The 22,413-nt window shown below is 70.2% G+C and carries 17 protein-coding genes; 9 read left to right on the top strand and 8 right to left on the bottom strand.

Going from position 1 to position 22,413, the window contains the following annotated elements:
- Nucleotides 1-67 precede the first annotated feature (67 nt).
- Together ACYUED_RS45070 and ACYUED_RS45065 are read left to right on the top strand one after the other, a co-directional pair.
- Nucleotides 68-1,555: a cytochrome ubiquinol oxidase subunit I gene (locus tag ACYUED_RS45070; protein WP_491290167.1), complete on the top strand. Its 1,488-nt coding sequence runs from the start codon at nt 68-70 to the stop codon at nt 1,553-1,555.
- The gene (locus ACYUED_RS45065; protein WP_491290166.1) at nt 1,555-2,595 is read left to right on the top strand and encodes a cytochrome d ubiquinol oxidase subunit II; all 1,041 of its coding nucleotides are present in this window, start codon (nt 1,555-1,557) and stop codon (nt 2,593-2,595) included. Before ACYUED_RS45070 ends, ACYUED_RS45065 begins: the two co-directional genes overlap by 1 nt.
- 37 nt (nt 2,596-2,632) lie before the next feature.
- Here ACYUED_RS45065 and ACYUED_RS45060 read toward each other — a convergent pair whose 3' ends face one another.
- The 4 genes from ACYUED_RS45060 to ACYUED_RS45045 all read right to left on the bottom strand — a co-directional run bounded on the left by ACYUED_RS45060 (nt 2,633) and on the right by ACYUED_RS45045 (nt 7,674).
- Nucleotides 2,633-4,213 carry a GMC oxidoreductase gene (locus ACYUED_RS45060; protein ID WP_491290165.1) on the bottom strand — a complete coding sequence of 527 codons (1,581 nt, stop codon included), beginning with the start codon at nt 4,211-4,213 and terminating at the stop codon, nt 2,633-2,635.
- A 174-nt stretch (nt 4,214-4,387) separates the two neighbouring features.
- Nucleotides 4,388-4,903 (bottom strand): gluconokinase, encoded by a 516-nt coding sequence (locus ACYUED_RS45055; protein WP_491290164.1) that lies wholly within the window; start codon nt 4,901-4,903, stop codon nt 4,388-4,390.
- Nucleotides 4,900-5,844 (bottom strand): cyclase family protein, encoded by a 945-nt coding sequence (locus tag ACYUED_RS45050; RefSeq protein ID WP_491290163.1) that lies wholly within the window; start codon nt 5,842-5,844, stop codon nt 4,900-4,902. The genes ACYUED_RS45055 and ACYUED_RS45050 overlap by 4 nt, the downstream gene beginning before the upstream one ends.
- 3 nt (nt 5,845-5,847) lie before the next feature.
- On the bottom strand, nt 5,848-7,674 hold the full coding sequence (locus ACYUED_RS45045; RefSeq protein ID WP_491290162.1) for a glycoside hydrolase family 15 protein: 1,827 nt from the start codon (nt 7,672-7,674) through the stop codon (nt 5,848-5,850).
- 244 nt (nt 7,675-7,918) lie between these two features.
- On the opposite strand from ACYUED_RS45045, the gene ACYUED_RS45040 reads away from it, so the two are divergent.
- The 4 genes from ACYUED_RS45040 to ACYUED_RS45025 all read left to right on the top strand — a co-directional run bounded on the left by ACYUED_RS45040 (nt 7,919) and on the right by ACYUED_RS45025 (nt 13,032).
- Nucleotides 7,919-8,872 (top strand): DUF389 domain-containing protein, encoded by a 954-nt coding sequence (locus ACYUED_RS45040; RefSeq protein WP_491290161.1) that lies wholly within the window; start codon nt 7,919-7,921, stop codon nt 8,870-8,872.
- A 217-nt stretch (nt 8,873-9,089) separates the two neighbouring features.
- Nucleotides 9,090-10,010, top strand: a complete 921-nt coding sequence (locus ACYUED_RS45035) for an aldose 1-epimerase family protein (protein ID WP_491290160.1) — start codon at nt 9,090-9,092, stop codon at nt 10,008-10,010.
- A 121-nt stretch (nt 10,011-10,131) separates the two neighbouring features.
- Nucleotides 10,132-11,910 (top strand): cation:proton antiporter, encoded by a 1,779-nt coding sequence (locus tag ACYUED_RS45030; RefSeq protein ID WP_491290159.1) that lies wholly within the window; start codon nt 10,132-10,134, stop codon nt 11,908-11,910.
- Nucleotides 11,911-12,639: 729 nt separating this feature from the next.
- A complete protein-coding gene (locus ACYUED_RS45025; protein ID WP_491290158.1) occupies nt 12,640-13,032 on the top strand; it encodes a DUF7144 family membrane protein in 393 nt (130 codons plus the stop codon).
- Nucleotides 13,033-13,689: 657 nt separating this feature from the next.
- On the opposite strand, the gene ACYUED_RS45020 is transcribed toward ACYUED_RS45025, so the two are convergent.
- Complete coding sequence (locus tag ACYUED_RS45020) at nt 13,690-14,265, bottom strand: DUF6529 family protein (RefSeq protein WP_491290157.1); 576 nt, start codon at nt 14,263-14,265, stop codon at nt 13,690-13,692.
- A gap of 34 nt (nt 14,266-14,299) precedes the next feature.
- A complete protein-coding gene (locus ACYUED_RS45015) occupies nt 14,300-14,851 on the bottom strand; it encodes a COG4315 family predicted lipoprotein (protein WP_491290156.1) in 552 nt (183 codons plus the stop codon).
- 111 nt (nt 14,852-14,962) lie between these two features.
- Between ACYUED_RS45015 and ACYUED_RS45010 the strand changes: the two genes are divergently transcribed.
- Complete coding sequence (locus ACYUED_RS45010; RefSeq protein WP_491290155.1) at nt 14,963-15,415, top strand: hypothetical protein; 453 nt, start codon at nt 14,963-14,965, stop codon at nt 15,413-15,415.
- Nucleotides 15,416-15,502: 87 nt separating this feature from the next.
- Here ACYUED_RS45010 and ACYUED_RS45005 read toward each other — a convergent pair whose 3' ends face one another.
- Both ACYUED_RS45005 and ACYUED_RS45000 read right to left on the bottom strand, forming a co-directional pair.
- A complete protein-coding gene (locus ACYUED_RS45005; protein ID WP_491290154.1) occupies nt 15,503-17,026 on the bottom strand; it encodes an LPXTG cell wall anchor domain-containing protein in 1,524 nt (507 codons plus the stop codon).
- A gap of 734 nt (nt 17,027-17,760) precedes the next feature.
- The gene (locus tag ACYUED_RS45000) at nt 17,761-21,324 is read right to left on the bottom strand and encodes a SpoIIE family protein phosphatase (protein WP_491290153.1); all 3,564 of its coding nucleotides are present in this window, start codon (nt 21,322-21,324) and stop codon (nt 17,761-17,763) included.
- A gap of 200 nt (nt 21,325-21,524) precedes the next feature.
- On the opposite strand from ACYUED_RS45000, the gene ACYUED_RS44995 reads away from it, so the two are divergent.
- Together ACYUED_RS44995 and ACYUED_RS44990 are read left to right on the top strand one after the other, a co-directional pair.
- Nucleotides 21,525-21,998: a hypothetical protein gene (locus ACYUED_RS44995; RefSeq protein ID WP_491290152.1), complete on the top strand. Its 474-nt coding sequence runs from the start codon at nt 21,525-21,527 to the stop codon at nt 21,996-21,998.
- Nucleotides 21,999-22,042: 44 nt separating this feature from the next.
- Entirely contained in the window at nt 22,043-22,411 is a 369-nt protein-coding gene (locus ACYUED_RS44990) for a nuclear transport factor 2 family protein (RefSeq protein WP_491290151.1), read from the top strand.
- Nucleotides 22,412-22,413: the final 2 nt, after the last annotated feature.

Here is a 22,413-nt window from a genome sequence, read left to right as displayed (position 1 = left end):
GGCACCCCTTCGCATCCTGTCCCTCCTCAGCCCTGCCACCCCCACAGGGCGGACCATCGAGGCACACATGCTCAGCATCGTTGGCTTTCTGGCGAACAGCACCCCCGACCAGCTCCTGCCGGCACGCGAGTTGATGGCCTTCACCCTGGCCTCCCACATCCTGCTGGTCCCGTTCGGCGTCGCACTGCCGTTCATCACGTTGGTCATGCACCACCGGGCGCTCCGCCGCAACGACCCCGTCGCCCTCACACTCGCCCGGCGCTGGTCGGCGGTGATGGCCGTCCAGTTCGCCATCGGCGTCATCACCGGCACCGTGCTGTCCTTCGAGTTCGGTCTGCTGTGGCCCGGCATGATGGGCCGCTGGGGAGACGTCTTCGGCCTCGGGTTCGGCGTCGAGGCCTGGGCGTTCTTCCTGGAGGCCGTCCTGATCGCGATCTACCTCTACGGCTGGCGCCGGCTCAAGCCCTGGACCCACTTCTGGCTGGCCGTGCCGCTGCCGCTGACCGCCCTGATGGGGGCGTTCGGCATCATCGCGGCCAACTCCTGGATGAACACCCCGCAGGGGTTCCGCCTCGATGCCCAGGGCAATCCCGTCGACGTCGACGTGCGGCAGGCGGTCTTCACACCGATGTTCGGCCCGGAGTACTGGCACTTCGCGGTCGCGATGTTCATGACCGCCGGCTACGTGGTCGCTGGCGTGTACGCACTCGGCTGGCTGCGCGGGCGCCGTGACCGCTACCACCGGCTCGGCTTCACCGTGCCGTTCACGGTTGCCGCGATCCTCACTCCGATCCAGTTCATGCTGGGTGACTCCGCTGCTCGGGCCGTCTTCCACAAGCAGCCGGTCAAGTTCGCGGCCATCGAGATCGTCTGGAAGACCGACACCCATGTGCCCGAGTACATGTACGGGCGGCTGAACAGCGACGGCACGATCTCCGGCGGACTCAAGATCCCCCAGCTGGACTCGATCCTCGCCGGCTTCAAACCCAGCACCCAGGTGACCGGGCTGACCTCGGTGCCGGCCGCCGACCGCGCCACCGCCGTCCAGGCCACGATCGCCCACTGGGCCTTCGACACCATGGTCACCATCGGCAGCGTACTGATCCTGCTCGCACTCTGGTACGCCTGGTCCTGGTGGCGGCGCCGGGACAACCCTGGCAGCCGCTGGTTCTACCGCTGCGCCGCGCTCGCGGGAGCCGCCTGCCTGGTCACCGTCGAGTGCGGCTGGATCACCACGGAGGTCGGCCGCCAGCCCTGGATCGTGTACCAGCACATGAAGGTCTCGGAGGCGGTGACCAGCACCCAGGCCGGATCGGTCTGGGCGATGCTCGGCATCGTCATCGTCGTGTACGTGGCCGTCTTCGGCTCGTTCCTCGCGGTCGTCCTGAAGATGCGTACCCGCTGGCGCATCGCCGACGAGGGCTCGGCCGCCGCCCCGGCCGGACTGCCTCCGGAGACCGACACCCCCTACGGGCCCAGAGGCGAGCCCGAGCCCACAACCGCCGGCGCCGTGCCCGGTGGCGGATCCGACCACACCCCTGGCGGTGCGTCGTAATGGCCGAATTCATCGCCTGGGTGATGGTGGTCGGCATCGCGGCCTACGCCTGCGCCGGAGGCACCGACTACGGCGCGGGCTTCTGGGACCTCCTGGCCGGCGGCGCCGAGCGCGGCCTACGGCCCCGCCGGCTCATCGACCACGCCATGGCACCGGTCTGGGAGGCCAACAACGTCTGGTTGATCTTCGTCCTGGTCATCATGTGGACCGGCTTCCCGACCATGTTCCAGGCCGTCTTCACCGCGCTGTGGCTGCCGCTCGCCCTCGCCGCCGTCGGCCTGGTCCTGCGAGGCGCCGGATTCGCCCTGCGCAAGCCGTCCCGCCGCCTGGCCCAACGACGGATCTACGGTGCACTGTTCGCCGTCTCCTCGCTGCTCACACCCTTCTTCCTCGGGGCTGTGCTCGGCAGCATCGCGTCCGGCCGGGTCGCGGTCGGCACGACCGCCTCCGCGGACGCCTGGGCCAGTGGAACCTCCGTCCTCACGGGTCTGCTGGCCATCGCCGCCACCGCCTTCCTCGGAGCGGTCTTCCTCTGCTCTGACGCCCTGCGGTTCGGCGCACCCGATCTCGTCGACTACTTCCGCGTACGGGCGCTGTATGCCTTCGGCGCCGTTGTGGTCCTCGCGCTCATCGCCCTGCCCGTCACGCACAATGACGCCCGCTACGTCTGGGACGGCCTCACCGGGGGCTTGGGCCTGCTGCTGATCATTCTGGCGGCGGTCTGCGGTCTGGCCACGGTGTTGCTTCTGCTGCGCCGGTCCCACGGCTGGTCCCGCTACACCTCGGTGGCGAGCGTGGCCCTGGTCGTCGGAGCCTGGGGCTTCGCGCAGCGGCCCTACCTGCTGCCCACCTCGTTGACGGTGACCGAGGCGGCCGGGGCCGCTCACACCCTGCGCTGGCTGGTGATCGTCACCGCCATCGCGGTCGTGCTGGTCGGTCCTGCGCTGGTACTGCTCTACCGGCTCGACACGATGGGTGAGCTGGAGGAGCTCACCGACGCCGACACCCGGGCCGTGGGAACGTCCGGCGACAACCTGTAGCGGCGTTCAGCCGGTTCACGGAGCGACGGTGTCCCAGTCACCTCAGCCGGGCGGCGATGTGGTCGCCGACCCGCAGGGCGTTGGCGATGGCGGTCAGTGACGGGTTCACCGCGCCGATGCTGGGGAAGAAACTGGTGTCCACGACGTAGAGGTTGTCGAGGTCGTGGGCCTTGCAGTTGACGTCGAGGGCCGAACTGCGTGGATCGTCGCCGAACCGCACGGTGCCGGCCTGGTGTGCGGTCGCGCCGATCGGCATGCCCTTGTGCAAGTAGATGCTGTGATCCAGCAGGTGGTGCTCGTGCATGCCCAGGTGCCCGAGCATTGACCGCAGCTTGTGCTGGAGGCGCTTCAACCCGGCGATGTTGTTCTTCTCGTCGAGCACCAGGTGGATGGCGTCGTCCTTGTCGAGGGTGACCCGGCTGTCGGGCAGCGGAAGGTCCTCTCCGCACAGCCAGAAGTCGACGGCGTGGTGCGCGAGTACCTCGAAGGGCATGTCGGGCATGACGGCACCGGCCCAGCGCGGCGCCTCGCCGTGGATCTGGTCGGCGTCCGACTTGCCGAGCATCTGGATGCCGCCGAGCGGGAACTTCCAGTCGTCCGCGCCCAGGTACCAGTCGTTCAGCGCCAGGGTCTTCTGGAAACTGGTGGGGTTCGGTTCCTTAGACACCGCCATCAGCGCCAGGTTGTTGTGCCGCATGTAGTGGCGACCCACCACGTCCGAGCTGTTGGCCAGACCGGCTGGGTGCTTGTCGTTGGCCGAACGCAGCAGCAGAACGGCGGAGTTGACCGCGCCGGCGGCGACCACCACGATGTCGGCGCTGAATTCCTCGGTCGCTCCGTTCCTGAGTTCGGCGACGACCCTGGTGACGGTGCGTCCGGTCGGGTCGGTCTCCAGGCGCTGCACATCGGCGTTGGTCACCATCGTGACGTTGTCGTACTCGAGCGCCGGGTCGACGCAGATCACCTGCGCGTCGGACTTGGCGCCCATCAGGCACGGGAAGCCGTCGACCCGGTCGCAGCGGATGCAGACGCTGTCGTGGGTGGGCCGGCCGTGCTCGTCCTGGGTGAGGTTCACGCCGATGGGCAGGTGGAAGGGGTGCAGCCCGGCCTTCCCCAGATCGTCGCTGAGCTGCTGGATGCGCGCCTCGTGCTCGACCGGCGGGTAGGCGTACTGCGCGCTGGTCGGCCCTCCTGTGGGGTCCTCGCCGTGCCGGCCGTGCACCAGGTAGAGGTGCTCGGCCTGGGTGTAGTACGGCTCCAGGTCCTCGTAACGGATCGGCCAGGCCGGAGAGATGCCGTCGTGGTGGCGCAGTTCGCCGAAGTCCTCGGGCCGGAGCCGGAAGAGCGCGGCCCCGTAGAACTTGGTGTTGCCCCCGACGTAGTAGTTGACCTCCGGCGGGAACTGGTTGCCGTGCTTGTCGTACCAGAACTCCGGGGCACGGTACTTGCCCTTGACGAAGACGGCGGTGGAGTCCCAGTTGTCCCGCTCCCGCGGCAGGTAGCCGCCGCGTTCCAGGATCAGGATCCGCTTGCCGGAGGGGGCCAGCCGGTGGGCGAGCGTGCCGCCTCCCGCTCCCGTTCCGATGACGATGACGTCGTAGTGCTGATCGTCGGCCATGAGAGGGTCCCGTTCTAGGAGTCGTCGGCTGTCCTGGCCGAAGTGCCCGCCCGGGGGGCTCCGGGCTGTGCTGTTCCGCACGGACGTTCGCGCATTCGCGACATTCAGCGCCAATTCCCAAGCTATCGGGTGGGTCGGCAGGCGGCGACCCGGCAGAGTCGATCAGGCGCCCGGTCATTTCACGGCCCGGACAGCGCGCACCGCCTGCTCGACGAGGGTCTGCGGGTCGGCCACCGCGTCGACGGTCAGGCCGGGCTCGTCCGGCCGCAGCGGTTCCAGGGCGGCGTACTGGGAATCCACCAGCCGGGCGGGCATGAAATGGCCCACACGGCCTGCGACGCGCCGGTCGGCGATCGCGCGGTCCAGCGCCAGGTACAGGAACCACACGCCTGCGCCTGCCCTGCGCAACTCGTCCCGGTACTCGTGCTTGAGGGCCGAGCACGCCACCACCCCGCCCTGTCCGGTGTCGGTCGCCTCGCGGATCCATTCGGCGACGGACCGCAGCCACGGGCGTCGATCCTCGTCGTCGAGTGGGTGACCGGCGGCCATCTTGGCGCGGTTCGCGGCCGGGTGGACGTCGTCCGCCTCCAGGAAGGGCACCATGAGCCGCTGCGCGAGCAGCAGTCCGACGGTTGACTTGCCCGATCCCGAGACACCCATGACCACCACGACCGAGGGTGCCGGTGTCACAGGACGGCAATCGGATTGACCGGCGAGCCGGTGGCGTCCGGCAGCCTCAGTGGGGCGATCACGCAGAGGAAGGACCAGCGTCCCTCCGCCTCGCAGACCGGTGCCAGGTCCTCGAACTGCAGGTAGTCCAGCAGGTGCAGGCCCATGGCGTGGACCGCCAGCACATGCACCGGGAAGTCGACGCCCTCGGTGGAACTCGGGGCGGTGTCGTTGTTCCCGTCGCCGCCGAGCACGGCGACCCGCCGGTCGGCGAGGAACTCCAGTGCCGACGGGTGGAGTCCGGCGCGCTCACGCGCCGCGTGCCACGGCCCGAGTTCGGCACGGCGTCGGCGATGGCCGACGCGGACGAACAGGAGGTCGCCCTCGGTCACGCGGACGTGCTGGGCGGTTTCGGCCGCGGTGAGGTCGCCGACCGTCACGTGATCACCGGGTTCGAGCCAGGGCACGCCGCGCAGTCGCGCGATGTCCAGCAGCACGCCGCGCCCCACGATCCCGTCGCGCGCCGCCTCGACCGAGAGCGCCGTGGCTCCGTCCGCCGTGACACTGCTCGCGGACACGCCGCCGTGCAGGGTGCCGTCGTAGATCACGTGGCAGAGGGCGTCGAGGTGGCTGTCGGCGTCGCCGTGCACGTTCATCGTGAAGCTGTCCCTCGCGAAGTGCAGTCCGCTGGAGACGTCTTCGCCCGGCTGCCCGCTCATCCGGTGCTTCGCGGGCTCCGGATTGTCCGGGCCGGTCATTGTCTCCACGGGCGCGGCGAGCGTCACCGTCCGTCCCGTCCGTACCTCCTGGGTCGCGGCCGCCACCCGGGCAGGAGTGAGCGCGTCCAGAGCGCCCCGGTCGCCTGAGGCCCAGGCACCGCGCGCGGACAGGCGCCGGTACAGCTCGCCGAATTCCTTCTCGGTCAGCCGTGGCCGTCCTGGCGGATGGGCATGGGTGACCATGGGTCAGCGCCCTACCTCCGCGTCGAGCGCCTGGTCGAGGGTGGTGGCCGCCATGATGAGCGACAGATGGGTGAACGCCTGTGGGAAGTTGCCCAGTTGCTCCCCGGTCGGACCGACCTCCTCGGCGAAGAGCCCGACGTGGTTGGCGTAGGTCTGCATCTTCTCGAAGGTGTAGCGGGCCTGGGGCAGTCGCCCCGCCCGGGCCAGCGCGTCGACGTAGAGGAAGGTGCACAGACTGAAGGTGCCCTCGGAGCCGCGCAGCCCGTCCGGCGATGCCGCCGGGTCGTAGCGGTACACCAGGCTGTCGGAGACGAGCTTGCGGTCCATCGCGTCGAGCGTGGAGAGCCAGACAGGGTCCTTCGGGGCGACAAAGCCGACCCTCGGCATGAGCAGGAGGGAAGCGTCCAGGACGTCGCCGCCGTAGTGCTGGACGAAGGCGCTCTCGCTCTCGCTCCAGCCGCGTTCCATGATCTGTTCGAAGATGGCGTCCCTGGCACTGCGCCACTTCTCCAGGTCGGCGGGCCTGCGGAACTGCTCCGCCAGCCTCAGTGCGTGGTCGAAGGCGACCCAGGACATCACCCGGCTGTAGGTGAAGTCCTGGCGGCCGCCGCGGGTCTCCCAGATGCCCTCGTCCGGCCGGTCCCAGGCGTCGGCGAACCAGTCCAGCATCCTGGCCAGCGCCTTCCACGCCGAGTAGGTGGCCTGCGGCACGATCTCGCGGCCCTGGGACAGCGCGTAGATGGCCTCGCCGTAGATGTCCAGCTGGAGCTGGTCGGCGGCGCCGTTGCCGATCCGGACGGGGAAGGAACCCCGGTAGCCCTCGAAGTGCTCCAGCGTCTCCTCCGGCAGGTCGGGGTTACCGTCGATCCGGTACATCGTCTGGAGCGGCTCGCCCTCCTTGCCCTCGCGCTCGTGCAGCCTGCCCACGAGCCAGTGGACGAAAGCGGTGGCCTCCTCGACGAAGCCCAGGTCCAGCATGACCCGCACGGACAGCGCGCCGTCACGAACCCAGGTGAACCGGTAGTCCCAGTTGCGCTCTCCGCCGACCTGCTCGGGCAGGCCCATGGTGGCTGCCGCGATGAGGGCGCCGGTGGGGGCGTACGTGAGGAGCTTGAGGGTGATGACCGAGCGGTGCACCAGCTCGGGCCAGCGGCCCCGGTAGCGGGACTGGCGCAACCAGGTCTGCCAGAAGAGGCCGGTGTCCTCGACCTGTGCGGTGAACCCGTCGACCGTGAGGGGTGCGGGCGCCGGGCCGCCGGACGCACAGACGGTGAACACGACGCCGCCCGACTCGCCGGCGCGCAACGTCACCCTGCCGCATACGTCCTGGCCGTCCCGCTCGAGCGGGAAGGAGGTCTGCAGGTGCGCGTCCATCCCCGGCGACCGGAACAGGCCGCTGTTCTCGCCCTCGCCGAGCTCCAGTTGGTGCTCGGCCCGGCCGTAGTCGAAGCGCGGCCGGCATTCGAGAGTGAAGTCGACGCTCCCGCGCACGGTACGCACGACGCGTATCAGGGTGTGACGGTCGGTGGCGGTGCCGGTCCGGTCCGGAGGCATGAAGTCGATCACTTCGCCCACCCCGTCCGGTGACATGAACCGGGTCACCAGAATGGCCGTGTCGGGGTAGTAGAGCTGCTTGCACGTCAGGTCGGGGTGTTCGGGCGCCAGCCGCATGTACCCGCCGCCGTCGTGGTCGAGGAGGGCGGCAAAAATGCTCGGCGAGTCGAATCGCGGAGCAGCGAACCAGTCCACGACGCCCTGCGACGAGACGAGCGCCGCGGTCTGCAGGTCGCCGACCAGGCCGTGTTCGGCGATGGGAGGGTAGCGATCCATGGATGCTCCGAAGTCTCGGAAAGAACCCCCTGCGTCCACTATCGGCCACTCGGGTGGTTGCTGCGCGTCGGAAGCGACCGAAGTGACCGGGGGTGCCGGAGCCCGAGGAGCGCACCCCGGCTTGCCGACCCCCACCCACCGGGCGTTACTTACTGGAGTCAGCCGGTCACGAGCGGGAGGGGACTCCGGCCCTCGGGCACCGTAGCGCCGCGGTGGCGCCGTCGGCGAGCGAAGGAGGTGGTGCATGGAGATGATCCACGTCCGGCTGGTGAGCCCCACTGATCTCACCCCCCGGGCGGTCGGGCTGCTGACCGACGACCGCTATGTCTTCAACCTGGTCGTCCTTGCCGAACTGGCGCACAACCCCGACGGCGACGCGATCGAGTGCGACATCCTGGCGGGTGCGGCCAACGGCGTGCTGCGCGGCCTGCGCGAGCTGGAACTCGACCGCCGCGGATCCATCGTCATCGAACCGGTCGAGATGGCCTTCTCCGGTCCGGCGGCCGAAGCCGAGCAGCAGCAGCTCGGAGCGCTCGCGCACGCGCCGGTCTGGGAGGAGGTCGAGGCGCGGATTCGCGCCGAGGGCACCTATCTTCCGAGTTTCTACATCTACTTGGTCATCGCAGGCGTCATCGGGGCGGTGGGAATCATCACCAACTCCCAGATCCTGATCGTCGCGGCGATGGTCGTAGGACCGGAGTACGGCGCCATCACCAGCGTCGCACTGGGCATCGACCGCGGCAACGGCACCAGGATCCGCCAGGGCCTGTTCGCCCTGACCGCGGGATTCCTGCTGGCCATCCTCGTGACCTTCCTGTTCTCTTGGGCGGTCCGGGGCCTCGACTTTCAACCCAAGGCATTCGAGCTTGGTTTCAGGCCCGTCTCCACGCTGATCGACGCTCCCAACGCCTTCTCCGTCGTCGTCGCTGTGCTGGCCGGCATCGTCGGGATCATGTCCCTGACCCAGGCCAGGACGAGCGCTCTGCTGGGCGTCTTCATCTCGGTCACCACCATCCCGGCCGCCGCCGACATCGGCGTCTCCTGCGCGTTCTCCAGCTGGAGCGAGGCACGCGGATCCCTGATCCAACTCCTGCTCAACATCGTGCTGCTGATCCTGGTGGGCGTGCTGATGATCAGATTCCAACGGGCTGTCTGGCGGCGCATCGGCCGTCGTGACGGGCGCGCGGGCAGCGGGTGACGCCGCCGTCCGGGCGCCCGCACGAGTGCCCTTGCGTCGACCGCCGCCCGCTCCTGTGGCCTCAGCGGGCGAACCTGCCCGGTGATCGAGCCGAGGGGAACGTGTCGTGCTTGACCGGGCCCATGAGGGGCCGCACTCTCCCGACGGGAGGGCCGACACCGCAGGCCACCACTACGCCGGCGTCCGAGGACGGCCGGGCGGACCGAGGAGGCCACGCGTGCAGGAGAGCCGCACCGGACGGCAACTGACCCTTCGTCACGGCACGCACCGTGCCGTTGTCGTCGAGCTGGGCGCGGCCCTTCGGTCGTACGCGGTCGGTGAGCGCACCGTGATCGACGGATTCGCCGAACAGGACCGGATCACCGGCGGACGCGGCCAGATCCTGGTGCCGTGGCCCAACCGGATCCGCGACGGCCGCTACCCCTGGTCAGGGGAGGATCTGCGGCTACCGCTCACCGAGCCTGCCGGCGGCAACGCCATCCACGGGCTGCTGCGGTGGATCGCGTGGCGGGTCGTGGAGGCCAGCGGCAGCCGCGCCGTCCTGGAGGTCTCGCTGTGGCCGCAGCCGGGCTACCCGTTCCACCTGCGCGTCCGCGCCGAGTACACCCTGGGCGCGAGCGGGCTCGAAGTCGCCGTCACCGCGCGCAACCTTGACGCGAGCGCCGCACCGTACGGCTTCGGCCAGCATCCCTACGTCACCGCGGGCACCGCCGTCGTCGACAAGGCGGTGCTGACCGTCCCCGCACGCACCTGGCTGCGCACCGATGAGCGTGGCCTGCCGGTCGCCGCCGAGCCGGTCGCCGGGAGCGAGTACGACTTGCGAACGCCCCGGGCTGTCGGTGCGCTCCGGCTGGACACCCCTTTCGGCGACCTCGTCCGGGACGCGGACGGTCGGGCCGTGGTGCGCCTGGCTCACCCGTCGGGTGCGTTCGGCACGGATGTGTGGCTCGGTGAAGGCGCCGACTACGTGCAGCTCTACACCGGCGACACGCTCCCGCCGAAGGAGCGCCGCCGTGCGGTCGCCATCGAGCCGATGACCTGTCCGCCCGACGCCTTCCGCAGCGGCACCGGGCTCGTCCGCCTTGGCCCCGGCGAGCAGCACACCGTCCGCTGGGGGATCGCCCCGTGGGGGGAGTGACGACGCCGTCACGGCGCCCGGCAGTCACACGGCACTCGGCGGAGGTCTGACCCGGCCGGCCACGCAGCCGGGCGGCAAGAGCACCCGCTCGTCCCACCACCCCGCACCGAAAGGGCCGCATGTGACGACGAACCAGGTACTCATCGGCGTGGGCGTGATCCTGGTCCTGGCCGTCGGATCGCAGATCCTCGCCGGCCGCCTGCACATCCCCGCCCTCATCGTCCTGCTGCCGGTCGGCTTCTCCGCCGGCGCGCTGATCGACGACGTCGCCCCCGCTCAGCTGCTGGGCACGGCGTTCTCACCGCTGGTGTCGCTGGCCGTTGCCGTGATCCTTTACGACGCCGCCCTCGGGCTGGACCTGGCGAGGCTGAAGGGCCACACGCGCCGCGTCGTCGTCCGGCTGATCGGGATCGGTGTCCTGATCACCGGGCTGCTCGGCACGCTGATGGCCGCGCCGCTGCTGGGGATTTCCCCACGGGCGGCCCTCATGATCGGCACGATCCTCGTGGTCTCGGGGCCGACGGTCGTCGGACCGCTGCTCGGTTTCGTGCGACCGAAGGACCGGCTCCAGCGCATCCTGGTCTGGGAAGGGTCCCTCATCGACCCGGTCGGCGGCGTCCTGGGCGCACTGGTCTTCCACGCGGTCGTGGCGAGCTCACACCACCACATCGGCAGTGGGACGGTGCGGTTCCTGGCCAGCGTGGGCATCGGAGTGGCCGGAGGAGCGGTCGGAGCGGCTGTGCTGTGGGTGCTGTTCCGGGTGCTGCGACTCGGCGAGGTCCTCGGCACGACGGCGCAGCTCGCCCTGGTGATCGGTGTGGCGGCGTTCTGCGACGTCCTTCGCGACGACACGGGACTCATCGCCGCCGTGGTGATGGGCCTGGCCGTCGCCAACCTCCCCGGCATGGACGTGCCCGCGCGTCGGCCCTTCTTCGAGACCCTGGTCAGCCTGATCCTCGGCGTGCTCTTCATCTCGATCTCGGCCACCGTCACCCCTCACTCGCTGCGCCACGTATGGCTGCCCGCGCTCGGGCTCGCCGCCTTTCTGGTGCTGGTCGTCAGGCCGCTGGTCGCCGTCGTGGCCACCCTCGGCACCGACCTGACCCGCGGCGAGCGGAGCTTCATCGGCTGGATGGCGCCACGCGGTATCGTCGCGGCCGCCACGGCCTCCACGTTCTCGGCCGGTCTGGTGGCCAATGACATCGGCGGCGCATCGAAGATCCTTCCGGCGACGTTCGTCGTCATCGTCGCGACCGTGACGCTCTACGGCCTGACCGCCTCGCCCGTGGCCCGTCGCCTGGGCGTCGTGCGCCCGTCCCGCTCGCGGCCCCTGCTGGTCGGCGGCGACCCCTGGGTGGTCGACCTGGGCGTGGCCCTGAAGTCAGCAGGGCTGGAGGTGCTGATGTGGGCGGGCGAAGAGGAACAGCGCGAACGTATCCGACGGGCCGGCATCGAGCTGGCGCCCGGTGAGCTGTTGGGCGCCGCCACGGGCGGGGCGGCCGAGCTGGAGGGCATCACGGCGGTGTACTTCCTCACCTCCGAGGACGACTTCAACGCGCTGGCGGCGGTGCTTGTGCAAGGCAGCGTGGAGGGTACGGTCCACCGTCTCAACGCACCGGCCGACAGCCACGGCGTGGTGGCGCCGTTCATCGGCGGTGAGGTTCTGTTCGGCCCGGATCTGACCTGGCCGACGTTCTCCCGCAGGTACGAGGAGGGTGCAGCCGTGCTCGTCCAGCCCGTCGGCGACGCCGTGCGGCCCGGCAGCGATCTGCTGTTTCTCGTGCGGCGTGACGGCCGCCTCGATCCGGTCACGGAAACCGGCACGCCCCTCCCCCGACCGGGAGACACGGCCGTTTTGCTGGCCCCGGGCGCGCGGGGTACCGACAGCACGCCGGAGTAGGCCGACATCGGCTGCCGGCCGTCCCGAGGTCCACCCCACGTATCGGGGGGCCGAGCCTCTGCGCCTTGGAAGGGGAATCCGCTGTGTGCCGGCCACCCTGCTGCTGGGCCAAGAGGGGCTTACCGTCATGCCGCTGGTGATCGAGGCGGTCGTGGGCTACTACGTCTTCACGCTCAGGCTGACCCCGCCACCGAGCGGGACGCAGCCGGGCCGCGGGGCGGCTGAGTGCCAGGGGCGCGGTCGCGGTCCGCAGCTCGTGACCTCTCGTCGGAGGCCAACGCCCGCCATCGCAAGATCGGCTGGTCAGAGCCACAGGCGCTGCTCCATTGCGGATCAGGGGGCCTGGATCCGTATCAACATGCCGCCCGCCTCGACGTACCCGCACTCCCGTCTCAGCGAGCAAATTGCCCAGGCACCATGGCCCCCCGGGGCCTGGTTACGGTGCGTCGGACGTGCCCCGCTCAGTGTGCGCCTGTTAGGGACGTGACCGTCGTCTTCGGCTTGCGCAACGCCTGCGCCTGCGCGGCGCACGACGAGCTGCGGGGTACGAGCGCCTCTAGGAGCCGACGACAGGGCCATCGGCCCGCGGTACCCACGAGTCGGCCCCCCGAGAGCGCAGGCGGCCGCGCAACACTCATGGGCCACTACCGATTGCGGGCTGCGGTGGCACTGCCTCTCATGGATCCCATGCAGCAACAAACCTTTCCACCAGACGCTGTCGTGCCTCCGATGGAGCGATCGCACTGGGTGGCCTTCGCCGGAATCCTGCTGATGGTCAGCGCCCTCTTCAACCTGCTCAACGGATTTGTGGCGATCTTCAATCACGGCTACTACTCGACCGTCTACTCCGGAGGAAACCGGCTGCTCATCTTCAACTACACGGCTTGGGGCTGGATCTGGGTCGCCATCGGCATCGTGATGGCCCTGGCGGGTCTCGGCGTGCTCGTGGGCTCCAGAGCGGCGCGGCTGACGGGCGTCTGTCTGGCAGCGCTCTGTCTCGTCGGTCAGATGATCTTCCTTCCGGTCTACCCGTTCTGGTCTCTGTTCACGATGCTGGTGTCCGTGCTGGTCATCTACGGTCTGCTGGCCGAGCCGCGACACGTGCACGGCGCGCGCGTGTAGCGCAGCGCAGCGCAGGCCCGAAGGGACATTGCCGCATCGGGGGCACGGCTCGCGGCGGTTGTCGCGCCTGTGGTGGCACCCCTACCGCACCCTGGCCACTCCATTCAGGCATCCGCGGTGGGCGGCGACACACGTTTCCACAGCTCGGCCGATGCCCCGGCCACAGGTGGAACCTGACGGCGACCTGGATGGCCGCGGGAGCGCCGAGCCGCGCACCCTCGGCACAGGCGCCCGCCCGGTCCCGACAGACGATCCCCACGCCCGGGTGATCGGCCGCTACATGGCCGGCGGTCCCGAGACGCGTGTCGGTCCGCGACGGTGCGGAGCACTTCCACTACGCGATGGGTCTCTCCGCAGGTCACGACAGTGGAGTCGGTCCGCCCGCGGCGGGTGGCGAAGTCGTCCACGCCCAGCCAGCACGCGCGGTGTGCGGGGCTGCGGGTCGGGCAGCGCCATCACCTTGCGCAGCAAGGGTCATGCGCACGGTGAGTCATACACGGTGGACCAGCCGTGTTCCTCACGGGCGGCCCGGTCGGCGCCCCCGCCCCGGACCCATACCCTGCGGTGCGTACGGTTGGCCCGCTCTCTTCCGGCCACCGCAGTCGCTGTCTTCCCAGTGGTCGGTACGTGAACTGATGGGTGATTTTCCTGCGACCCTCACAGCCCGGGAGCATCGAACCCATTGAGAGCCCACAGCGCGCCGGAGTACCACAGCAGTCCGACGAGGCTGACCAGGACGCTGCCGGCGACTGGGAGCATCCAGCCCGGCAGTCGGCGGCTGCGCACCACGAGTACCTTGGCGACGAACGCGCCGTACAGCGCGCAGCCGGCAACAGAGTGCAGGAAGACTCGTGTGCTTGTGGTCTCCACACCGTACGTGCTGAGGCAGTGGTAGGTGATGGGCAGCGACAGCAGGAAAGCGACCCACCCCACCAGTCGGTGCCCGGTATGGACCGAGCGAGCCGCCGCCGGCAGGCCGGGGAGGCGGCGGTACATCCACAAAGCCAGTAGGAGTTGGACGAGAGCAAGGCCGAACAGGGCGCTTCCGAGTTGGGCCTTGAGGTCGACCGCGCCGGTGCCGTGGGCGCCGAACAGTCCCATCCCGTACTCAGGGCTGTGGTGACGCCCGGTCACCCAGATCGCCACCGCCACGGCCACGGAGGCGCTCAGCACCAGCGCAGCGGCGGCCCCGGCGGACTGCCGCCCAGAAGTAGGGTGGTCTGCTGGCATCATCGCATCCTCTGTCCGGCCGCGAATTCGGCGGTGGTCAGCTCAAATCCACCTTCTGGCCGCTCACGTCGAGCACGTACCACGGGGCGCCGAACTGGTTGAGGCCCTGGCCGTTCGTGTCGCCCGGCTTGGAGTCTCCGGCATACCCGTACAACGGATGTCCGTGATAGGTGACCTGGGTCTTGCCGTCGGACCGCTTCGTCGTACCCAGCAGTCCTGACTTGGCCGAGCCGCCCGCCGCCGGTGTACCGGACGTAAGCAGCGGCGGCCAGGCCGCGGCGCACGAACCGTTGCAGGTCGACTGCGTCGATTTGTCGGCCTCGAACAGGTACAGGGTCCGGCCCTTCGCATCGACCAGGATCGTGCCGAGCTTGCCGGCCGTGGCGGTCTTGACCGTGGCCTGCGCACCGGCCGAGGCGCTGCTCGCTGGTGCGGAGGGGCTTTTGCCGTAGCCAGAAGCAGCGCTCGAGGCCTCGCTCGACGGCGTAGCTGACGACGAACCACCACCGCTGGAGCAGCCACTCGCTCCGACGGCGAGCGCCACAAAGGCAGCGGTACACGCAACATTAGCCAGGCGGATGCGCCTCATCACAGCTCCTCAGTATTCCGGCCCAGCCGATCGAACCGTCAGAGCCATGCTTGCCAGGGTCTCCGGGACCCCGTGCCTTACGGCGCCGCGGCGCCGGGCGTTTTCGCTCAGATGGACGACTCTGCCCGTCGCCCGGCTGAGGTGCTGCGCGGTTGTCGGGTCTGGTGCGGGTGGCCGATCGGCGCCGGACAGACCCTGACCGCTGTACCGACGCCAGACTCCCCCGACTCCCATCCCGACACTGACGCTGACGCTGCCTCCGGCTGGTTCACCCGCGCGCTCGCCTACGACCGCACCCCCATCAGGCAGGTCGCCGTGCCCCTGTCGGACGTGCCCCTGCCCGCCGGCACGGGCGCACTGCCCGGTGTGGTGAGTCTCGCCGACTACCTCCAGCCCCACGGCCGGCTCACCCGCCGCGCCCTGTGCCCACCCGCCTCGTTCTGGGAAGCAGCCCTCACCGACCTCACCGCCCCCGACGACCTGACAGCCTCGTTCACCATCCGTGCATCGCGCCCCCTACCGCCACGCCGTCCTGCTGAGCGAGCGCGTTGCCGACACCGGTGACGCCTCTGCTCCGAAACTGCTGATGACGATGGCGCGGTACCGGGAAGAGGCCGGAGACTGGCCAAACGCCGAACGCCTGCCCGGCGTTCAGTGCGCACGCCTGCGCCGACGGACGACGAGGACCGCACCGCCCAGCAGTGCGGCGCAGCCGGCCGCGGTGGCGATGAGTGCCGTCCGACCCGCGCCCGTGGCGGCCAGGATGCCGTCGGACAACGCCGTCGCGGTCGGTGTGGTCGACGCGCCGAAGGAGAAGGTGACGGTGTCGTTGGAGGCGTCCGGGTCATGGAGGGGGATGCCGGCGGGGCCGGGACGCACGCTCGCCGTACCCTTGGCGCCGTCGTACCCCTTGGCAGTCTTCCCCCACAGCACGAACAGCTGGCTCTTGCCGGCGGCGACACCGAACGGCACGGGGCACACGTAATGCCGGTGCCCCGCCTCGAAAGGCGCCGTCCTGGTACTGCTGACCCGGACCAGGCACTGGCCGTACGGGGTGTCCTCGCCCTCCTCGAAAGCGTTGCCGGTCACGACGGTGCCCTTGGGCAGGAGGACGTCGACCAGGGCGACGGCCTTGCCGGTGATGTTGTACACGGAGGCCGGGCCCTGGTTGACGGCGTTGAGTTCGAGGCTCCATTCACCCGCCTTGCGGCCCGGCTTCGTCGTGGCCTTGGCCTTGAGATCCGCGAAGTTGTCCGCCGACACGGTGAACTGGCCCTTGGCACCGGTCTCGAATCCGCTTCCCGACCCGGAGGCCGGGACCAGGGTGAGTGGGGGTCCGGTGCCCAGCTCACTGCCGCCGCCGGGTTGCACGTTCGGCCTGAGGAGTGTGGCCGAGTAGTCGGTCACGGCGTTCAGGACACGCTTGCCGACGGTGGCGCTCAGGGGGCTGCTCAGCTCAACGGTGGCCCCGGCGGGCACGGGCGCCGTGAAGATACAGGTGACGGATGTGTGGCCGCCCGGTTCAACCGCGTCGTCCCCTACGCCGTAGGCGCAGTTGGAGAACTTTTGGTCGAAGGCCAGACCGCCCTCCGATTCCCACTGCACCATGACGCGCCGGTCGGTGGTCAGATCCCCACTGTTGCGGAGCTGAAGCGGGAGAGCGATCCGGGAACCGATCTTGGCGTGAGACACATCAGGAACCTTGCCGACGACCAGGTTCGGAATGCCGACGACCACCTTGGCGTTCGCGGTGGCGCCGGTGGCCCTGTCCGCGGTGAGAGAGTACTTGATCGTGCCGCTGTCGCCGAGCCTCGCGTCCGCGTCCTCACGCACGGTGAAATGGACCAAACTGCTCTGTGCGGAATCCGAGTTGACGCAGGTGATGACCTGCCCTTCGGCCTTGCATCTCGGGTCGTCGACAGCGACGCTCGCGATGCCCGTCAGGTCACGTGCGTCGATCACGAGCGTGTCGTTCGTGGGTACGGGCACCTGTGCTCCGCCGTTCCAGAACATCCAGCTCACATAGGCCGACTGCGCCGCCGACCCCACGTTGAGCTGTTTTTCCGACTCGATCGTCGCGTATGCCCGCGTCGGCAGGGGTGACGGTGTCTCAGACGGACCGTCGGCCACGGCGGCTGCGCAGGGCGCCAGGGCCAGCAGCACGGTAGCCGGCACTGCCCCGAACACCCTGCCCTTGGATTTCATGCACATTTGACGCGCGAGACACCCCGAAAGTTGCCCAGAAGCCGCCCGCCTGCAGTTTCTTGGCTGCAGGGCTGGCGCCGCGGTGACGCGGCTACTGGAAAGGGGCCGGCCCGCAAGCGCAAGGCGGTGGCGTCCCGCCAGGTGGTGTAGCCGATCAATTCGCCGGAATCCGCAGGCCGGCGGCGGTGGCTCCGTGCAGCCGGGCGCTCAACTCGCCCCAGCAGGGCGCCTCGTGGACCGCGGACCTGGCGAAGATCCCCTGGAGCCTCGTACCGGAACGCGAACCGCTTGATCCCCTACACCACGACGCGGGACGCGACCCGCAAGGCTTCAAGCGAGACCTACGAGCGGACCGTCCTCTGGCTGCCGTCCAGCTCCACGGGCCATTTCTGGACCATTCGGTGACATGCCACGCCGTCTTCTGAGCCAGACTGGGGGGCGCTCCCTGTGGTCCCTGTGGTCCCTGTGATGGCGTGACGGGGCCTGTCCGAGCAGCGCGCCGGCCGCCGAACGTCACTGACCGACCGTCGACCGAGAAGTGCACATGCGTCTGCGCGAGCGGGCGGTTGCCGCCGTGTTCGTGGTCACCGCAGCCTTCACCGCCCTCGCCCCCGGGCCATGGCCGTCCCCATGCGCTGGTTGGGGTCCGTAGCTGTCGTTGTCGGTACGTGAAGTACGGCTCCGGCAGCTGGAGTTGGCGGATTTCATCCCGGAGCAGTAGCGGTCGGTGGTATGGCACTTTCGTCAGCCTGCGGGTCGCCCGTTCGACACGGTGGTGCGGCGGTGGCGGCGAGCAGGGCGGCGTCGTCGTCGACCCGGTCGGGGGTGTTCAGCAGCTCCAGGGCTCGTTCGGCGATCTGCTGGGGGTCGGTGCGGGCGGCGGCGGGCAGCGCGTCGCAGGTCTGGCACAGGGCCGCCAGGCAGCTGTCCAGGGACAGCGCCCGGTTTTCCACCAGGCCATCGGTGTACAGCAGCAGGCTGGTGCCGGGCGGGAACGCCACCTCGCGGTCGACTGGGGTGCTGCCCAGTCCCAGCGGCAGCGCCGGGGGCAGCTCCAGGTAGGCGGTGTCGGCGGCTACCAGCAGGGGCGGCAGGTGCCCGCTGGCGGCGTAGCGCAGGCGGTGGCGGTGTGGGTCGTAGACCGCGTAGAGGCAGGTGGCGAAGCGTTCGGTGGCGAGCGACTGCAGGTAGGCGTCCAGCCTCGTCAGCACCTGGGCCGGGCCGGCGCCCTCCAGCGCGAGGCTGTGCAGGGCGGAGCGGAGTTGGCCCATCATGGTGGCGGCTTCCACGTCGTGGCCCATGACGTCGCCGATGGCCAGTCCCACGGCGCCGTCGGGCAGTGCGAGGACGTCGTACCAGTCGCCGCCGACCTCGGCGCCGCGGTTGCTGGCCCGGTAACGAGTGGCCAGGCGCACGCCGGGCACCTGGGGCAGGCGGTGGGGCAGCAGGGCGCGCTGCAGGGTCAGGGCGAGGCGGCGCTCGTTGTGGTACCTGGTGGCGTTGTCGTAGGCCAGGGCCAGGCGGTGGGCGAGGTTCTCCAGATACTTCTGTTCGACCGCGGAGTAGTCGGTGTGCCGGACCAGTACCAGGGCCCCCAGCGTCTGGTCATGGGCGTGCAGCGGCAGGGCCAGCACGGCGGCGGGCGGCGAGTGCGGGCCGGCTGGGGCCGGGGCGGTGCTGTTGATCGCGTGGTTGGCGGCGGTGGCCAGGGCCTCGCGGGCAAGAAGGGGGGTGCCTGCGAGGTATGACGGGGGCGACTGCGCCGGGGCGGGTTTTGCAGCGGTGAGGTGGATGCTGATCTGGTCGGCGAAGTCGGGCAGCAAGATCTGTCCGGCGGTCTGCAATATCCGGTCCGGGTCGAGGGTGGCGGACAGCCGCAGGCCCGCGTCGGCCAGGGAGGCCAGCACGGCCAGCTGGTTGCGGGTCTCGGTCAGGACCTGTTCACGCAGCCGGGACACCTCCAACCCGGTGCGGACGCGCGACAGCAGTTGGCGCGCGGAGAAGGGTTTGGCCAGGTAATCGTCTGCGCCGGCCTGTCGGCCCATCACGGTTTCCTCCTCGCCGGCGCGGGCGGTGAGCAGGACGATGGGCAGGCGGGCGGTGCGCGGGTCGGCGCGCAGCGCCCGGACCAGCTCGAAGCCGTCCATGCGGGGCATCATCACGTCGCTGAGCACCAGCTCCACCGGCTGCGCCAGGGCCATCTCCAGGGCGGCCCGGCCGTCGGCGGCGAGCAGCACGTCGTAGTCGGGCTCCAGGAGCTGGGTGAGGTAGGCACGCATGTCGGAGTTGTCGTCAACGACCAGCAGGCGGGCCCGGTGGGGGCGGTCGGTTTCGTGCGGCCCGGGGCCGCGGGGGGCATCGTGGTTCACGGGGGCGTGCGGGGTGCGCGCCGTGGGGGTGGCCGCGTCGGGTGCAGGATCAGCCGCCAGCCAGCCCAGCGCCTCGTCCACATAGGCCGCGGCGCGGTCTGACCGGCCGCCACCTCCTTCCCTGAGGGTTTCCCCGGGTGATCCGGCGTCGGTGGCGGGAGGGGCCGGGCGGGGCCGGTGGGCGGCGGCGAAGGGGAGGTCCACGGTGACGGTGGTGCCCCGGCCGAGCCGGCTGTCCACGCCGACGGTGCCGCCGTGCGCTTCCACCAGGTCCTTCACCAGCACCAGGCCGAGGCCGCTGCCCTCGTGGGAGCGGGAGCGGGCGCCGCGGACCCGGTGGAAGCGCTCGAACAGGCGCGGCAGCTCGTCCGCGGAGATGCCGGTGCCGGTGTCGGTCACGGTCAACCGGGCCCGGTCGCCGACCTCGGCCACCTGTACCCGGGCGCCGCCGGCGAAGGTGAACTTGAGGGCGTTGCTGAGGAGGTTGAGGATGATCTTCTCCCACATCTCCCGGTCCAGGGACACCGGCTTGGACAGCGGCGGGCAGTCCACCTCCAGCGTCAGCCCGGCCGCCTCGAAGGCGGAGCGGAAAACCCCTGCCAGCTCGGCCGTGGCAACGGCGAGGTCGACCGGCTCGGGGGCCGGGCGTATCTGCCCGGCCTCGGCTCTGGCGACCTCCAGGAGGGTGTTGACCTGCTTCAGCAGGCGCAGGGCGCCGCGCTCGGCGAGCTCAAGCCGCTCGCGCCGCTCGGGCCGGTCCTCGTCGGCCAGGGCCTGCTGGAGCGGGCCCAGGAGCAGGGTGAGCGGGGTGCGCAACTCATGGCTGACGTTGGCGAAGAAGGTGGTCTTGGCCCGGTCCAGCTCGGCCAGTGCCTCCGCCCGCCGGCGCTGCTCGTCGTGGGCGAGCGCAGCCGTCAGCGCCCCGGCCACGGCGGCGGCGAGCACCTCCAAAAAGTCCCGGTAGGCCCCGGCCGGCGGGAAGCTGGGATTGACGCCCACCACCATGACGCCCTCCACCCGGCCCGTACAGTCCAGCGCCAGAGCCAGCGCCTGCTCGACCGGGAGCCGGGAGGCCGCGGCGTGCTGCCCGGCCGTTTTGCCGCCGGTGAGCGCGGCGGCCTGCAGCATGGCAGGGGCACCGTCGGCGAGCACCTGCGCCAGCCGGGCCACGACCTCCGACCTGTCGGCCGCACCCAGCGAGACGGCCTCGGGCGCCGCCCCGAGCCCGGCGGAGGCCGCCAGCCGCAGCGCCCCCGGCTCGGAGGCCAGGTACAGGCCCAGGAACGGGATCTCCTCGGGATAGGAGCCCAGCACCTCCGCGACGACGCGGGCGACCTCGTCCGGGGTGGGCAGCCCGGCGGTGCGGGCGCCGGTCTCGCTCAGCAGGCGCAGCCGGCGCTCGCCCAGTACCCGGCCGGTGGTCTCGGTGAGGATCTGCAGCACGCCACCGGCGGTGCCGTCGTCCAGCAGCACGGGCTGGAAGGAGGAGTCGAAGTAGCACTGTTCCAGAAAGCCGTGGCGCTCCATGATGAGCGGCTCATCCGGGATCAGCAGGGGCTTGCGGGTGTCGGTCACATAGTGGAAGTGGGAACTCACGGGGGCCCAGACCTCGGGGAACACCTCCTTGTAGGGTTTGCCTAGCGCCCAGGGGTGTTTGGCGCCGGGAATGGGTGCGGCGCCCAGGTTGTACAGCGTGACGAATTCGGCGCCCCAGTACAGAGCCATCCCGTGCTCAGAGGTGAGCATGAGGCGCAGGCTGTCCACCAGGGGCCCCGGCCAGGATTCGGGGGGCCCGAGCGGTGTCACCGCCCACTCGATCCCGGCCAGGAGTTCGCCGAACGCGCCGGCCTCGGCGAACATCCGGGCCGCCGCGGTGCGCGGGTCATCGGGCCGGGTCATCGAGAAATGCTCCTCCTGGCGCCTACGTGATCCGCCCGCGCTCTCCCAGGTCGGCAGACGGCCACTCGCTGCGGACCCCTCCGGGCAGATCGGACGCCGGATCCGACGGTTCGGGCTACGCTCTCGCCAGAAGTGCACGGTCAAACGAACAAAAACGACGATTTTGGGAAAAGTCTACGCTTGCAGCCGGACGGCGGCGATTGTCGACTCGGACCCTCTGCGAGCGGCTGCCACCGTCGGCGCCCACGGTGGCGGCCGGGACGGCCGCCGTAGGCGAGGATTTCGAGAGCAGCGGCGTTCGACGCTTCGACCTGGTCGCGGCAGATCGGCTCTCGGTCGCGGAGCCCGCCGTGTTCGGCGCCCAGCGGATGGCGACCAGAGCCACGAACTTCTTCCAGATGCTCACCGAGCGCCAGAGTGAACGCCTCCCAGAGCGGCTCGATGCCGTTCGCTTGGACGACCTGCCCAGTCGGCACACGGTCACCACAGGCATTGACCGCGACGCCGTCATCGCCGGCCTCACCCTGCCCGGGCGGGCGCCTATGCCGAAGGCGCGCGGCTCGGCGCTCCCGCTGTCGCGAAGCAGCCTGCCCCGTGACGCTCACGCTCGCTCCCCAAGACCTGGGCCGGAGCCGAGTTCCGAGCGCACCACCGAGCTGCCGTGGGGCGCGTGAACAAATCGCTGTTCCCTGCGGTGCCGTGTTCGTAAGGTTCCTGCATGGCGGGTGACGAGCGAGAGCAGGCCGTGCAGGCGGCTATCGACGGAGAGATGCGGCTTCTCGATCCTGAGGTGCGAGCTTCCCCGGCCCGGGTCCTGGAGCTCCTGGACCCGGAGTTCACCGAGATCGGGGCTTCCGGACGCTGGTGGGACGTGAAGTCGATACTCACTGTGACGAGTGGCGGCAGCATCTCCCCCGAGTCTCCGGTCAGGGTCAGTGACGTGTCCGGAGTCGTTCTTGCCCCCGGCATCGTTCATCTGACGTACTTCGCCGATAACCAAGGCCGCCGGGTATGGCGGAGTTCTTTGTGGCGGCTGACCGAGACGGGCTGGCGGATGTACTTCCACCAGGGCACCTTGGCCAGCTGAGT

This window comes from Streptomyces sp. DF42, assembly GCF_058267695.1.
This window is presented reverse-complemented; position numbering and strand designations above follow the sequence as displayed.

What these genes read in the sequence shown, in the direction of transcription:
- ACYUED_RS45070 (WP_491290167.1), top strand. Translation starts at nt 68, where the DNA reads ATGCTCAGCATCGTTGGCTTTCTGGCGAACAGCACCCCCGACCAGCTC.
- ACYUED_RS45065 (WP_491290166.1), top strand. Translation starts at nt 1,555, where the DNA reads ATGGCCGAATTCATCGCCTGGGTGATGGTGGTCGGCATCGCGGCCTAC.
- ACYUED_RS45060 (WP_491290165.1), bottom strand. Translation starts at nt 4,213, where the DNA reads ATGGCCGACGATCAGCACTACGACGTCATCGTCATCGGAACGGGAGCG.
- ACYUED_RS45050 (WP_491290163.1), bottom strand. Translation starts at nt 5,844, where the DNA reads ATGGTCACCCATGCCCATCCGCCAGGACGGCCACGGCTGACCGAGAAG.
- ACYUED_RS45045 (WP_491290162.1), bottom strand. Translation starts at nt 7,674, where the DNA reads ATGGATCGCTACCCTCCCATCGCCGAACACGGCCTGGTCGGCGACCTG.
- ACYUED_RS45040 (WP_491290161.1), top strand. Translation starts at nt 7,919, where the DNA reads ATGGAGATGATCCACGTCCGGCTGGTGAGCCCCACTGATCTCACCCCC.
- ACYUED_RS45025 (WP_491290158.1), top strand. Translation starts at nt 12,640, where the DNA reads ATGGAGCGATCGCACTGGGTGGCCTTCGCCGGAATCCTGCTGATGGTC.
- ACYUED_RS45020 (WP_491290157.1), bottom strand. Translation starts at nt 14,265, where the DNA reads ATGATGCCAGCAGACCACCCTACTTCTGGGCGGCAGTCCGCCGGGGCC.
- ACYUED_RS45015 (WP_491290156.1), bottom strand. Translation starts at nt 14,851, where the DNA reads ATGAGGCGCATCCGCCTGGCTAATGTTGCGTGTACCGCTGCCTTTGTG.
- ACYUED_RS45010 (WP_491290155.1), top strand. Translation starts at nt 14,963, where the DNA reads ATGGACGACTCTGCCCGTCGCCCGGCTGAGGTGCTGCGCGGTTGTCGG.
- ACYUED_RS45000 (WP_491290153.1), bottom strand. Translation starts at nt 21,324, where the DNA reads ATGACCCGGCCCGATGACCCGCGCACCGCGGCGGCCCGGATGTTCGCC.
- ACYUED_RS44990 (WP_491290151.1), top strand. Translation starts at nt 22,043, where the DNA reads ATGGCGGGTGACGAGCGAGAGCAGGCCGTGCAGGCGGCTATCGACGGA.